The organism is Flavobacterium sp. U410 (assembly GCF_053570605.1).
Genome location: NZ_JBSEFI010000003.1, coordinates 130,214 through 144,943, shown reverse-complemented (window position 1 = coordinate 144,943; position 14,730 = coordinate 130,214). Strand labels below are relative to the sequence as shown.

15 protein-coding genes are annotated in these 14,730 nt (G+C 32.5%); 10 read left to right on the top strand and 5 right to left on the bottom strand.

Going from position 1 to position 14,730, the window contains the following annotated elements; translation table 11 throughout:
* Positions 1–9 precede the first annotated feature (9 nt).
* Genes ACUSJC_RS03550 through ACUSJC_RS03535 form a run of 4 tightly spaced genes read right to left on the bottom strand, consistent with a single transcriptional unit; the run spans position 10 to position 2,647 of the window.
* Entirely contained in the window at positions 10–318 is a 309-nt protein-coding gene (locus tag ACUSJC_RS03550) for a 2TM domain-containing protein (RefSeq protein ID WP_449268178.1), read from the bottom strand.
* A gap of 49 nt (positions 319–367) precedes the next feature.
* Positions 368–667 carry a 2TM domain-containing protein gene (locus ACUSJC_RS03545; protein ID WP_449268177.1) on the bottom strand — a complete coding sequence of 100 codons (300 nt, stop codon included), beginning with the start codon at positions 665–667 and terminating at the stop codon, positions 368–370.
* Positions 668–681: 14 nt separating this feature from the next.
* The gene (locus tag ACUSJC_RS03540; protein WP_449268176.1) at positions 682–2,013 is read right to left on the bottom strand and encodes a 2TM domain-containing protein; all 1,332 of its coding nucleotides are present in this window, start codon (positions 2,011–2,013) and stop codon (positions 682–684) included.
* A 4-nt stretch (positions 2,014–2,017) separates the two neighbouring features.
* The gene (locus ACUSJC_RS03535; RefSeq protein ID WP_449268175.1) at positions 2,018–2,647 is read right to left on the bottom strand and encodes a tetratricopeptide repeat protein; all 630 of its coding nucleotides are present in this window, start codon (positions 2,645–2,647) and stop codon (positions 2,018–2,020) included.
* Between the two features lie 223 nt (positions 2,648–2,870).
* On the opposite strand from ACUSJC_RS03535, the gene gloA2 reads away from it, so the two are divergent.
* From gloA2 to ACUSJC_RS03505, 6 genes are all read left to right on the top strand, one after another.
* Positions 2,871–3,260, top strand: a complete 390-nt coding sequence (gene gloA2 / locus ACUSJC_RS03530) for an SMU1112c/YaeR family gloxylase I-like metalloprotein (protein WP_449268174.1) — start codon at positions 2,871–2,873, stop codon at positions 3,258–3,260.
* 68 nt (positions 3,261–3,328) lie between these two features.
* A complete protein-coding gene (locus ACUSJC_RS03525) occupies positions 3,329–3,874 on the top strand; it encodes an IS1096 element passenger TnpR family protein (RefSeq protein ID WP_449268173.1) in 546 nt (181 codons plus the stop codon).
* 86 nt (positions 3,875–3,960) lie between these two features.
* The gene (locus ACUSJC_RS03520; RefSeq protein ID WP_449268172.1) at positions 3,961–5,019 is read left to right on the top strand and encodes a nucleoid-associated protein; all 1,059 of its coding nucleotides are present in this window, start codon (positions 3,961–3,963) and stop codon (positions 5,017–5,019) included.
* 114 nt (positions 5,020–5,133) lie between these two features.
* On the top strand, positions 5,134–6,627 hold the full coding sequence (locus ACUSJC_RS03515; protein ID WP_449268171.1) for a YfcC family protein: 1,494 nt from the start codon (positions 5,134–5,136) through the stop codon (positions 6,625–6,627).
* An 89-nt stretch (positions 6,628–6,716) separates the two neighbouring features.
* A complete protein-coding gene (locus ACUSJC_RS03510; RefSeq protein WP_449268170.1) occupies positions 6,717–7,358 on the top strand; it encodes a TetR family transcriptional regulator C-terminal domain-containing protein in 642 nt (213 codons plus the stop codon).
* 3 nt (positions 7,359–7,361) lie between these two features.
* Positions 7,362–8,678, top strand: a complete 1,317-nt coding sequence (locus ACUSJC_RS03505; protein ID WP_449268169.1) for an ABC1 kinase family protein — start codon at positions 7,362–7,364, stop codon at positions 8,676–8,678.
* 52 nt (positions 8,679–8,730) lie between these two features.
* On the opposite strand, the gene sucC is transcribed toward ACUSJC_RS03505, so the two are convergent.
* Positions 8,731–9,924, bottom strand: a complete 1,194-nt coding sequence (gene sucC, locus ACUSJC_RS03500; RefSeq protein ID WP_449268168.1) for an ADP-forming succinate--CoA ligase subunit beta — start codon at positions 9,922–9,924, stop codon at positions 8,731–8,733.
* A gap of 238 nt (positions 9,925–10,162) precedes the next feature.
* On the opposite strand from sucC, the gene lysA reads away from it, so the two are divergent.
* The 4 genes from lysA to ACUSJC_RS03480 all read left to right on the top strand — a co-directional run bounded on the left by lysA (position 10,163) and on the right by ACUSJC_RS03480 (position 14,698).
* Positions 10,163–11,374 carry a diaminopimelate decarboxylase gene (gene lysA, locus ACUSJC_RS03495; protein WP_449268167.1) on the top strand — a complete coding sequence of 404 codons (1,212 nt, stop codon included), beginning with the start codon at positions 10,163–10,165 and terminating at the stop codon, positions 11,372–11,374.
* Positions 11,375–11,707: 333 nt separating this feature from the next.
* Positions 11,708–12,784 (top strand): fatty acid desaturase family protein, encoded by a 1,077-nt coding sequence (locus tag ACUSJC_RS03490; RefSeq protein ID WP_449268166.1) that lies wholly within the window; start codon positions 11,708–11,710, stop codon positions 12,782–12,784.
* A gap of 250 nt (positions 12,785–13,034) precedes the next feature.
* The gene (locus ACUSJC_RS03485; RefSeq protein WP_449268165.1) at positions 13,035–13,337 is read left to right on the top strand and encodes an RNA recognition motif domain-containing protein; all 303 of its coding nucleotides are present in this window, start codon (positions 13,035–13,037) and stop codon (positions 13,335–13,337) included.
* Positions 13,338–13,579: 242 nt separating this feature from the next.
* A complete protein-coding gene (locus ACUSJC_RS03480; protein ID WP_449268164.1) occupies positions 13,580–14,698 on the top strand; it encodes a DEAD/DEAH box helicase in 1,119 nt (372 codons plus the stop codon).
* Positions 14,699–14,730 lie beyond the last annotated feature (32 nt).

The following is a 14,730-nucleotide window of genomic DNA, read 5'->3' as shown; positions in this document are numbered from 1 at the left end:
GAAAATTAATTACATCTTGTTTTGTAGGTTTCTTTCTTTTTCCATGAATTCTCTAATTTTTCGTTCTTCCCAATCTTTACCTAAAATGTAGTTGGGTAAAAACACCGATAATCCATGCGCTAAAAGTCCGATTCCCCAAAATAATGGTGTCGTTAATGTTCTCCATTGTAAAATGCTTTCTCCGGCAGGAATTTCTCTTGCATTTATAATAAAGATCATAATGTTTACTACAACATATATCGTTGCGTGTGTATAAAAGCCTTTGATTCTTTTTACTCTTTTTTGCGCTTCTTTATATCTTATTTCTTCTGATGTCATGATGGTTTTGAATTATTAATTATGAGTTTAAAAAACTTTTTACTTAAAACTATTCCCACTTGTTTTTTTGATCTTTATCCATTAATTCGTCAATCTTTCTTTTTTCCCAATCTTTCCCAAAAAATGGAACTACTTTAAAAGCAGCTAATCCGTGAAATAAAAGTCCAATTCCCCAACCAAAAGCCGACCATAAAAACCATAAATATTGTGGTGAAAATCTTAAGTTTATATAAATCATAAAGCCTATACACAAAATGTAAACCAACAAATGTCTATAAAAACCCTTTATTTCTTTTACTTGCTTTTTTGCTTCTTCGTAACGTTCGTATTCCGATTTATAGTTGCTCATTGTCTATTTTTTAATTAGTTAAAACGTTTGTTATCTTTATCTTTATTCATAATTTCATTAATCTTTTTTTCTTCCCAATCTTGGGCAAAACCAAAAGTTTGAAATCCGTGAAAAACCAATCCCATTCCCCAACCTAATGCTGGAAACCAAAACCATTGAAAATCGGATGTTTTGTAGTTAATGAAAAACAAGAACGGAATTACAATACAGTATGAAATTAAACTACTATAAAATTCTTTAATCTTTTTTACTCTGTCTTTGGCTCTTATATAAGCCATATCTTCGTTGTAAGTTTCTATTGTTTGCATGATATTTACTTGTTTAGTTAAAATGGGAAGTTTTATGCGAAACACTTTGTCTGTTTCATAAACAGCAACTTTTCGATCCGTTAAAATGGCATATCTATTTACTATATTTTGTAATCCAACGCCTTTTCTATCTTGTAAAACTTCTTTCTTTTGTTTGTTATTTTCTACTATTAATTCGTTATTCTCGATATAAATTTTAATATGAAGCGGTTTTTGTTCACTCACAATATTGTGTTTGATACAGTTTTCTAAAAGTAACTGTAACGAAAGCGGCACTACTCTAGCTTCAATATTTTCAAAATCATTTGGTAATTCAAATGAAATACTATTCTCAAAACGCATCTTCAATAAATTCATGTACGTTTTTGCAAAAGCCAATTCTTCTTGAACCGTTACCAATTCTTTATCGCGTTGTTCCAAAACATAACGATATACTTTTGATAACGAAGTGGTGAACCTTTGTGCGTTATCCGGATTTTCTTCAATTAAAGAACTTAAGACATTTAAACTGTTGAACAAAAAATGTGGATCGAGCTGATTTTTTAAACTTTCAAACTGCGCCGATGCTGTTCCGGCAATAATTTTTTCTTGTTTAACTCGGTTTTCTTGGTAGTTTTTATAAAAATAAATTAAGTGCACAATTAACGTAACCACTAAAGTTATGATCATCGCTACAACATAATTGGAAACCGTTTCTTCTTTAAAAAATTCTTCTAAGCTTAATTTTTCAACTAAAACCTCTTCAAAAATTCTCAGAAAGAAAATGGCAATTCCCGAAATTAAAAACGATGCTAAAAAGCCAACAACCAATCGCTTTAACTGAAATCTGTTTTTTTCAAAGTACTTGTCGAGTTGTATAAAAACTAATGCATTCGAAAAATACAAGACTACACTGTATAAAATTGTAAAAATGAAATTGAATTTTAACCCTTCAAAATCAGGAAATTGCAAATTATAGATATAATTAATCGTTTGAATTACAATAAAAATTATCCCCCCAATACTTAACGCTTTTATAAGTTCTTTTTGATAATTCATTATTTTATGGATTACATTTCGCTAAAGCTTCTATCAATCTTTCTTGTCCCCAATTAGGATGAGAAGCTGTTTCAGGTTTAAAGGTAGCAAAAAGTTCTTTCACGTTTTGTAAGTCATTGCAAAAGCCTTTTACATCTTGTCCCATATATTTTGCCATTCCTATTTCAAAAAGCGTTTTTACTAAAGCAACTCTTGGATTTTCAGGAGCCAATTTTGATGCTTTGTTCAAAATATACAATGCATCTGCTGAATTTTGTCGCCCATAAACCATTGGATTAACCAAAATCCAACCTATTAAAATCCGTGCTTGAACCACTAAAACTTCAGCATTTTCAGGTTGTAAAGCATTCGCTTTATCTTGAAAACCTTGTGCTGTTTCTAATGCTTTTGTCATTGCTTCCTCGTTTCCTTTTTGCTCGAATGCTTCATTCGTATTCAATAAAGATAAATAGTAAAAAGGCAACCAATTCTCAGGTTCTGCCTGCGCTATATCTTGGAATATAACTTTAGCTTCTTCTGCTTTTTTTTCGTTCCAAAGCTGTATCGCTTTTTCCATTTTAGATTCGTTTGCCGCTTGCGCCGAAAGTAGTCCTACTATCAGTATTGCAATCATGGTAATTAATCGTGTACTCATAATTTCATTGTTTTTAAAAGGTTCTCGTGAATCTTCGATTTCATAATTTTTGTTTTTGTTGATTTACAGGACAAAGTTGCATTACTGCCATCGGTTTTTAAAATCATCCTTACCGAACTGTTGAATTTTGATGACGAACTGTAATTTTTCATTTAAAAGCCATTAAAAAGTTTCGTTCCCAGCCATTCATCTTCCTTATCTTTGCCCATCAGAAACCTTTTTTATGTTAAAAATCAACCAAATACACCATATTGCTATCATTTGTAGTAACTATGCTGTTTCTAAAAAATTCTATACTGAAATTTTAGGTTTCAAAATAGTTCAGGAAATCTATCGGAAAGAACGCAATTCTTATAAACTTGATTTAGCATTAGGTAATCAGTATTGTATTGAACTTTTTTCGTTTCCCAATCCGCCAGAAAGAGTTTCCCGACCGGAAGCTTGCGGTTTGCGCCATTTAGCTTTTGAAGTAGATTCCATTGAAGATGCTTTTCATTATTTTCAAACCCAAAACATTACCACAGAAACCATCAGAATTGATGAATTTACCGGAAAAAAATTCTTTTTTCTAGAAGACCCTGACAATCTTCCACTTGAGTTCTACGAAAAATAATGTTGACAACTTTAAAATCGCAAATCTAAAATTATGTTTACTTTTGTAGTTCATCTAATACCCATGTTATGATTTATAAATTTAGAGTTATACTCGATGCCGAAGAGGATATTTTTAGAGATATTGCTATTGAAAGCGAAGCAACTTTAGAAGATTTACATGATGCAATTGTAAACGCTTTCGGGTTTGACGGAACTGAAATGGCCGCTTTTTACACTTGTGACGATGAATGGACGCAAGATGAGGAAATTCCGTTGTTTGACACCGGAGATGTGCCGGGAGAAATGAGTATTATGAAAGATTTCGTATTAGAAAATGTTTTAGATGAAAATCAAACTAAAATTATTTATGTCTACGATTTCTTCAACATGTGGACTTTCTTTGTAGAATTAGGTGCCATTGATGAAAAAGAAGAAGGTGAAAATTACCCGACAGTTTTATTTGCTCACGGAAACTTACCAACAGAAGCTCCGGCATCCGGATTCAAAGGTTCTGCCATGTCTAACGATGATATTTACGGAGAATTCAACGATGATTTTGATGAAGAAGACCTTGATATGTTTGACGGCGACGATAGCTTTGAAGACTTTGGATTTGACGAAAACTGGAATTAATTTTTGTAAACAAAAAATAACAAAATTAAATGTATAGACAGCTAAGAAATCTTTTCTCTTTCTTTTTGTCTATTCTCTAAAAAAGCATGATAAACTTATTCAATACACACATAGAAAACCTTTCCATCCACCGCGTTGGAAATAAAAGCCGCAACGAAGCTATTTTTTTATCAGAAGCTCCTTATGCTTTAAACGATGAAATCATGCCTTTGCTAAAAGAGTTCTTTTTTAAACCTTTTCGTGATAAAGAAGAAAACTATTATCAGTTTGCGCACGATGTAGATTTAGAATACAACGAAATGTATAACTTGGTTACAGATGCTTTTACAAATCCTTCTGAAATTCACAACATTTCTAAAAAAATTGCCAATCATTTATTTGAACAATCCAACCATCCCCACATTAAAAGCGGTGAAGTGTATGTTACGTATTTAACACATGTTTCTATTGATAATAATGTTGTAGACGCCATCGGTGTTTTCAAAAGTGAAATTAAAACAGATTTCCTTCAGTTTGAAGAAAAAGAAAGTACACTAAATATGGTTTTACAACAAGGTGTTAATTTGAATAAATTAGACAAAGGTTGTATTATTTTCAATTACCAAAAAGAAGAAGGTTATAAAATTTTAACCGTTGATAGCAACCGTTATGATGCTCGTTACTGGTTAGAACATTTCCTTTCTGTGGATGTTTTCCAAGATGAAAACTTCATGACTAAAAAATACCTTCAATTTTGTAAAGATTTTGCAAAAGACGTGGTATTACCTGCCGAAGATAAACAACAAGAAGTTTTGTTTATGAACCGTGCTATCAATCACTTTGCTAAAAATGATGATTTTGAAGAAACCGCTTTCTTAAACGAAGTAATGGAAAATCCTGAATTCATTCCTGAATTTAAAAATTACAAAGTAGACAAAGGTGCTAAATACAGTATTGAGGACGTTTCAAACTTCCCTATTGCAAATGCAGCAGTAACGGACGTAAGAAAGAAAACCAAAAACACTATTGAATTAGACACCAACATTCAAATCAAAATGGATTTCATCAACCCGGAAAGTGCTGAGAAATTTGTAGAAAAAGGTTGGGACGAAGAAAAACAAATGTATTACTACTTAGTGTATTTCAATAAAGAATTAAAATCATAAAACCTCGTTGTTTTATTTTTATGACTGTCTAAAAAGAGCTCTTCAAAACAAACTTTTTTTGCTTCTTTTTAGACAGTTTCTTTTTTAGTATTTTTACCATCCAATTGATAACGGATGAAAAAACTAAAATTCCCTACAGCACAAACTATTTTAATTATCATTGCCGCACTAACCATGCTTTTAACGTGGTTTATACCTGCCGGAAAATACGATACTTTAGCGTATGATAAAGCTTCTGACAGTTTTGTAATCACCACTCCAAACGGAACGGAAACTATTGCTGCTACACAGGAAAATTTAGCCCAAAGAAAGATTGAAATTCTTATTGAAAAGTTTCAAAATGAGGACATCCGTAAACCTATCAATATTCCGAATACCTATCAAAAGATTGAAGCTAAACCTCAAACTCTTGTCGATTTTATCCAATCCCCCATAAAAGGAATTATTCAGGCGTCTGATATTATTTTCTTTGTTTTAATCATAGGAGGCTTAGTCGGAATCATGAATATAACCGGAGCGTTCAACGCCGGAATTAATTGGTTAGCCGAAAAACTAAAAGGAAAAGAATATTTACTAATTATTTTCATCACGCTTCTAATTGCATTAGGCGGAACCACTTTTGGTCTTGCCGAAGAAACCATTGCCTTCTATCCTATTCTTATTCCGGTATTTTTAGCTGCAAAATACGATGCTATGGTTGCCTTGGCTTCTATTTACTTAGGTTCTTCCATTGGAACGATGTTTTCCACTGTTAATCCGTTTAGTACTATTATTGCATCCAATGCAGCCGGAATCAATTGGACCACCGGAATTGAAGGAAGGATCATTGCGCTAATCATCGGAACAATTATCTGTATAGCCTATATTATCTGGTATGCCAATAAAGTAAAAAAAGATGCTACAAAATCAGTTATTTTTGAAGAAAACAAAGCCATTCTTAAACATTATGAAAGCTTAGAACAAACTGTTCTACAACTCAACATCCGATTAAAACTGATCCTATTTTTATTCTTAATGGCTTTTGTAGTCATGATTTATGGCGTATCGCAATTAGGTTGGTGGTTTACTGAAATGTCAAGTGTATTTTTAGTAGCTGCTGTTCTCATTGGTTTCGTAGCCAAAATCAAGGAAAAAGATTTTATCAGTTCTTTCATTACCGGCGCTGCTGATTTGTTAGGTGTCGCATTAATTATTGGTATTGCCCGCGGTGTTTCCGTTATTATGGAAGAAGGCTTTATAAGTGATACACTTTTATATTACGCCAGTAATTTTACCTCAGGAATGAACGAATTTGTTTTTGTGAACAGTATGTTGGTTACCTATGGCGGTTTATCATTCTTCATTCCTTCTTCATCCGGAATGGCGGTTTTAACCATGCCTATTATGGCTCCTTTAGCTGATTCTTTTGGTTTAGGAAGAGAAGTTATTGTAAATGCTTACCAATGCGGAATGGGATTGTTTGCTTTTATCAACCCAACCGGACTTATTTTGGCGTCTTTAGCAATGATTAATGTTGGTTATAACAAATGGCTGAAATTTGTCATGCCATTGGTTTTTATTTTATTGATTTATACCATTTTAATTTTAACGCTTTCTATTTACATATAAGCTATAAATTGTCTTTTGTTTAACATTTGTTCAGTCTTTATCCAGCGTTTTTTTTAGTAAATTTGAAAGAAAAAGTCATGGCTAAAAAAATGATTAAAGATAAAAATGGAGTTTTAGAAGCCTATACTCAAGAACTTCTTAAAACAAACGAGAGACCAAAATCGGTTTATGCTTTTTGCGAGAATATTAAAATCAGTGAAAAAGAATTCTATGCTTTTTTCACCAATTTTGATCAGTTGGAAGAAAGTATTTTTACTTATTTCTTTGAAGCAACTGTTTCAGTATTACACAAAAGTGAAGATTACGAATCTTATGATGCTAAAACTAAACTTTTGAGTTTTTATTTTACTTTTTTCGAACAACTTTCAGCAAACAGAACGTTAGTTTTATTGCTTCTTGACAATGGAAAACCTGCACTTCAAAATCTTAAAAAATTGAGTGCACTTCGAGTTTCATTTAAAGAATATGTAGATCAATTAGGCATTAAACCCATTGACTTACCTAAAGAAAGTTTAGAAAAGATTCAACAAAAAAGTATTTCCGAAATGGCTTGGCTACAATTAATGGCTACACTAAAATTTTGGATAGATGATACGTCTGCAGGATTTGAAAAAACAGATGTTTTCATTGAAAAATCTGTTCAGGCAGGATTTGATTTCTTAAGTCTTGAACCTTTGAAAAATATTATTGATTTCGGTAAATTCATCTGGCAGGAAAAAGTAAAATGTTAAGTCATGAAAACAATTGACAACATCCCGACCTCAAAAATTGAGCGAGCTTCTAAATTATTGCAAACCGGAGCAAAAGTTGGTGCTAATTACTTAAAATATTACGGCAACAAAATCATAAAAACGGAAGAAGAAGCCAAAGAACAGCTCAATTTAGACAACGCTTCCGATATTTATGACGGACTCAAACAGTTAAAAGGAAGCGCGCTTAAAGTAGCACAAATGCTTAGCATGGAAAAAAGTATTTTGCCTCAAGCGTATGTCGAAAAATTTTCGTTATCACAATTCTCCGTTCCGCCACTTTCTGCACCGTTGGTTACCAAAACGTTTAAAAATTATTTTGGCAAAAGTCCAAATGAAATTTACGACAGTTTCAATCCGGTTTCTGTCAATGCCGCAAGTATCGGGCAAGTGCATCAAGCAGAAAAAGACGGTAAAAAATTAGCGGTAAAAATCCAATATCCGGGTGTAGCTCAAAGTATTTCTTCCGATTTAGCATTAGTAAAACCCATTGCCATTAAGATGTTTAATATCAAAGGAAAAGATTCGGATCAATATTTTAAAGAAGTAGAAAACAAGTTGATTGAGGAAACCGATTATATTAATGAAGTACAACAAAGCATCGAAATAGCGGAAGCTTGCCAGCACTTACCTAATCTTTTATTTCCAAAATATTACAGCGAATTATCTTCGGAACGAATCATTACAATGGATTGGATGGAAGGTTTACATCTTTCGGAGTTTACCGCTGCTAATACCGATCAGGAGAAAGCAAATCAAATTGGACAAGCGCTTTGGGATTTTTATATGTACCAAATGCACGTTTTGAAAAAAGTACATGCCGATCCGCATCCGGGGAACTTTTTGGTCAATGCAAATGCAGAACTTATTATTCTTGATTTTGGTTGTATGAAAACAGTTCCTGAAGATTTTTATAAACCGTATTTTGAATTGGCACAAAAAGATAATATCAATAATCCGGAATTATTTGAACAAAAACTTTACGAATTAGAAATTCTAAAACCGGAAGATTCTAAAGAAGAGAAAGTCTTTTTCAAAAAGCTGTTCCATGAAATGTTGAGTTTGTTTACCCAACCGTTTCATCACGATACGTTTGACTTTTCAGATGAAGTTTTCTTTGGCAAAATAGCCGCTTTAGGCGAGAAATATTCTAAAGACACTGAAATCAGAAATATGAATAGCAACAGAGGTTCTAAACATTTTATTTATATCAACCGAACATTTTTTGGTTTATACAATTTAATGCACGACATCAAAGCTCAAAACATCAAGATTGCTAATTATCAGCATTATATCAAATAAAAAAAACGCCTTTTCAGGCGTTTTTTACTATATACACTTCTTAAATTTTGTCTTATGATAAAGCGGCTTTCACTTGGTCAGCTGCTTCTTGGAACTGCACTGCAGATAAAATCGGCATACCAGAATTATCGATTAATTCTTTAGCAATTTCAGCATTTGTTCCTTGTAAACGTACAATGATAGGCACTTTAATTTCGTCACCCATGTTAGTGTACGCATCTACAACACCTTGAGCAACACGATCACAACGAACGATACCTCCAAAAATGTTGATTAAGATAGCTTTTACGTTCGGATCTTTTAAGATAATACGGAAAGCTGTTTCTACACGTTTAGCATCAGCAGTACCTCCTACGTCTAAGAAGTTAGCCGGCTCAAAACCTGCATATTTAATTAAGTCCATAGTCGCCATTGCTAAACCGGCTCCATTAACCATACAACCTACTGTACCGTCAAGGTCAACATAGTTTAAGCCCACTTCTTTAGCTTCTACTTCAATTGGATTTTCTTCTCTAACATCGCGCATTTCAGCTAAGTCTTTATGACGATATAAAGCATTATCATCTAAAACGACTTTAGCATCTACTGCTAAGATTTTGCTATCTGAAGTTTTTAAAACCGGGTTGATTTCAAATAATGAAGCATCAGCACCTACATAAGCTTTGTATAATGCATCAACAAATTTGATCATCTCTTTGAAAGCTTCACCTTCACAACCTAAGTTGAAAGCAATTCTTCTTGCTTGGAAAGCTTGTAAACCTACAGCAGGATCAACTTCTTCTGTAAAGATTAAATGAGGTGTATGTTCGGCAACTTCTTCAATATCCATACCACCTTCGGTAGAATACATAATCATATTGCGACCTTTACCACGATTTAATAAAACTGACATGTAGAACTCTTTGGTTTCCGTTTCACCAGGATAGTAAACATCTTCTGCTACTAATACTTTATGAACTCTTTTTCCTTGAGGAGGAGTTTGTGGAGTAATTAAATCCATTCCGATGATTTGTCCGGCGATTTCTTTAACTTGGTCTAAATTTTTAGCCAATTTAACTCCACCGCCTTTACCGCGTCCACCTGCGTGAATTTGAGCTTTAATTACATGCCAACCAGTACCTGTTTCAGCAGTAAGCTGTTTCGCCATTTCAACTGCTTCTTCAGCATTGTTAGCTACATGACCACGCTGAACACGCACACCATAGCGCGACAATATTTCTTTACCTTGATATTCGTGTAAGTTCATAATTTTTGATTGTTATTCTTTATTTATTTGGAACAAAAATAAAAAACTAATTTTTAAATGGCTAACTTTTTTGTATATTATTTGGGAAATTGATATATACATTTCTTGTTATAATTCATTAATAAAATGCTTAAAATTTATAATTTAATAACTTTTTGTTATAATTTGTTAATTCATGTTATAATATTGATTTAACTAAAAATATTTCCTTTACTTTGCACAAAATTTAATTTTAAAAATGAAAACTCAGGATTTATTACAACTAGTAGAAGAATTTGGAAGTCCGTTGTATGTATATGATGCGGAAAAAATTGAACAGCAGTATCAAAGATTAACAAAAGCTTTTTCTAAGGTTGAGAATTTTAAGGTTCATTATGCTGTAAAAGCACTTTCTAATATTTCGATTTTAAAAGTCCTAAAACAATTAGGTTCAGGTCTTGACACAGTTTCTTACGAAGAAGTTCAATTGGGTTTACATGCCGGTTTTGAACCTCAGTCTATAATGTATACGCCAAATGGTGTTTCATTAGAAGAGATCGAACAAGTAGCCAAACTAGGCGTTCAAATTAATATTGACAACTTATCTATTTTAGAACAGTTTGGTACTTTGCATCCAAAAATTCCGGTTTGTGTTCGTATCAATCCGCACGTTATGGCTGGTGGAAATGCTAATATTTCGGTAGGGCATATTGATAGTAAATTTGGTATTTCTATTCACCAATTGCCTCACTTGTTGCGCATTGTTGAAAACACCAAAATGCACATTAACGGAATTCACATGCACACAGGATCTGACATTTTAGACATTGATGTTTTCTTGTATGCCGCTGAAATCTTATTTGAAACGGCTAAACATTTTAAAGATTTAGACTTTATTGATTTTGGTAGCGGATTTAAAGTTCCTTATAAAAAAGATGATATTGAAACTAATGTTGAGGAATTTGGTAAAAAACTAACCAAACGTTTCTTGGCATTCGAAAAAGAATATGGTCGCCCATTGACTTTAGCATTTGAACCAGGAAAGTTTTTGGTTAGTCAGGCCGGTTTCTTCTTAGCAAAAGTGAATGTAGTTAAACAAACAACATCAACTGTTTTTGCAGGAATTGACAGTGGTTTTAATCATTTGATCAGACCTATGCTATATGGTTCACAACATTTCATTGAGAACATCAGCAACCTTAAAGGGAAAGAACGCTTTTATTCGGTGGTAGGATATATTTGTGAAACCGATACTTTTGCTTCTAACCGAAAAATTGCTGAAATCAAAGAAGGTGATATTTTAAGTTTCCACAATGCCGGTGCGTATTGCTTCTCGATGTCATCAAACTATAATTCAAGAGTGAAACCTGCAGAAGTTTTATGGTTAAACGGCAAAGGTCATTTGATTCGTCAACGTGAAACTTTTGAAGATATTTTGAGAAATCAAGTGGAAGTTGAAGGATTATTATAAGTTTAGATTAAAATTGGTTATAAAAAGAGATTGTTCAAGAGGTCTTTATTAATCTAAATATTTATTGTATAGATAATATCGTTTATCTCATATTTATAACATTTAGATTAAATTATATTCTGAAATTGGAGATTTTATCTTTAAATATTAGAACAGTCTCTTTTTTTATTTTTTATCTACAATAAAATTTATAAAGCTACGTTCTTATAGTATACTTCAACATAAGAAATACTTCTGAAAAATTTATTGGATCAATAAATTATAGAATAACTTCTCCCCCATCATATACATCTATTGTGTAGTGAATTTAAAGTTGTAGCTATACTAATTTATATGACAAAAAAATTGACGTTTCCTTCTAAGTCTACTTTCTCTACAACATTAAAATATCGAGTTGATAAATATTTTGCTGAAACAGGCAAAAATAAACATGCTAATACTGCCATGTGGACAAAAGCAATTGTATTCCTTGTAGGCTTTTTTAGTTGTTACTTATTCATTATTTCAGGTTTTTTGCCCATTTCTGTAATGCTAGGTCTTGCTATACTATTAGGTATGTTTAGTGCATTTGTTGGTTTTAACATCTGCCATGATGCTATACACGGGTCATTTTCAAGCAACAAACACATTAATAAAACTTTAGGAATGTTATTTAATTTATTAGGGGCAAGTCCTTATATATGGAACATTTCCCATAATAGAGTACATCATACTTTCACTAATATCTCCGGGCATGATGAAGACCTTGTCATCGCACCCGGATTAATACGCATTGAAGAAGATGCGCCTAAAAGAAAGATACAACGTTATCAGCATTGGTATGCTTTCCCTTTGTATAGTCTGGCAAGTCTTTCATGGATTTTTCGCAAAGATTTTATAAAAATTTTTCAGCAAAAAATTGGACAGGTATCTGTGAAACATCCTATTAAAGAATATTTTAATCTATTTGCTTCAAAAGGACTCTATTATTTTTTATTTATAGTCTTACCTTTAAGTGTTTTACATATTACGTACTGGCAATTTATCATTGGGTTTATAGTAATGCATCTGGCACAGGGACTTACTATGGGCCTCGTTTTTCAATTGGCTCACGTTGTTGAAGAAACAGATTTTCCAGATGCAAATCCAACAGGAACAATGGAAGAAGCTTGGGCAGAACATCAAATGCGTACCACAGCTAATTTTTCTTCTGATTCTTGTATTGCTACATTTTTTCTTGGAGGGCTTAATCGTCAAATAGAACATCATTTGTTTCCTAAGATTTGTCATATTCATTATGCTGAATTAGGTAAAATAGTAAAACAAACAGCAAATGAATATGAAATTCCATATATTGAGAATATTAATTTTTTCTCTGCAATACAGTCACACTATAGGGTGCTTAAAAAATTTGCTACTGAGCTTAATTAAACCTCTAAAAGATCATCAATTTACTTGATTTAAAATATCTAATTTATTGATTTTCATTTTTTTATTTCAAAAAAAAACTTAAAAAAAGATATTACTAAATATATTATAACTACATTTGTAGAATGTTGGCTCTCTGCCAATGCTCACTCTGATTGGCAGATTTGTTCATCTTGTAAAAAAATTTGTTCTCACTTACTTCTCAGTTTAGGCGTTTCAGTTGCCTTTTTATTTAACTTAAACAATTTACATTATGAACATTTATGTAACAAATCTGAGTAAAAGTACTTCAGAAGAACAATTACGTACTGCATTTACAGCATATGGTGAAGTACAATCGGTAAAATTAATTATGGATCAATTTACCGGTAGATCTAGAGGCTTTGCCTTTATAGATATGAATGACAGTTCTGAAGCAAAAGAAGCTATTAAGGAGCTTAATAATTCAACCCTTGATGGTCAATTTATAATAGTAGATGAAGCTAGACCTAAATCTCGTGTAAACAACGAATCAAACAAGGGTGGTTACTCAAAATTCAACGACAAAAGATATTAACCACATTTTTTTTAACTAAGAATAACTAAAATTATTCTTAGTTTTTACCCAATAAATTTTGATGCTTATAAAGTGTTTATTTGTAAAATTTATTAGGTAAAAATGATATTAGAGTTTGCTACACTTCAGCATATCTGTTCTTACAGAAACTCGAAATACCTGATTATCAATACAACTCAAATATTAGTCAATATTTGAATTATAACTTATAAACAACAAAAGCCACTACGGCACACTTTATTATGACATTTGAAAATTTAAATATTATTGTTCCTATACTAAAAGCATTGGAACAACAAAATTATAGCACACCCACTCCCATACAGGAACAGGCTATTCCAATAATTCTTTCCGGTAAAGACCTAATAGGCTGTGCGCAAACAGGAACTGGTAAAACCGCTGCTTTTGCAATTCCTATTTTGCAACAACTGGCAAAGAAACCTGCAAAACAATCAAAAGCGATAAGATCACTGATCCTTACACCTACCCGAGAACTTGCAATACAGATAAATGATAATTTTACTTCTTACGGAAAACATCTTAAACTAAAACATACTGCAATATATGGTGGTGTATCATCTTTCCATCAAATAAAAGTATTACGAAATGGTATTGATATACTTATTGCTACTCCTGGCAGACTGTTAGACTTAATACAGCAAGGACATATTAATCTTTCTTCTCTTGAAATATTTGTACTTGATGAGGCTGATCGCATGCTTGACATGGGCTTCGTACATGATGTAAAAAAGATTATTACAATGTTACCCACTCAAAGACAAACGCTACTTTTTTCGGCTACTATACCTGAAGCTATACAAAAACTAGCCGATAACTTATTACAAAATCCTGAATATGTTAGTGTAGCTCCTATATCTTCAGCAGCAGAAACTGTAAACCAAAGTGTCTACTTTGTTGATAAAAAAGATAAAATAAAACTACTCTCTGATATACTTAACGATAAAGAAATTTCACGATCATTAGTCTTTACACGCACTAAACATAGTGCTGATAAACTTGTAAAACTTCTTGCTAAACAAGGCATATTTGCAGCAGCTATACATGGCAACAAATCGCAAAATGCAAGGCAAAAAGCATTACAAGGTTTTAAAGTAAACCAATTGCGTGTACTTGTGGCAACCGACATTGCGGCAAGAGGCATAGACATTGATGAACTGCCGCACGTTATTAACTATGATCTACCGGAAGTACCGGAAACTTATGTACACAGAATAGGTCGCACAGGTCGAGGAGGCAATACCGGAACCGCAGTATCTTTTTGTGGAAACGAAGAAAAAGGAGATCTGAGGAACATTGAAAAACTTATTGGTTTTAAACTGTCTGTTTCAACTATTGTATAAAACTTTATTGTATTCTAATAATTCTGAAATTC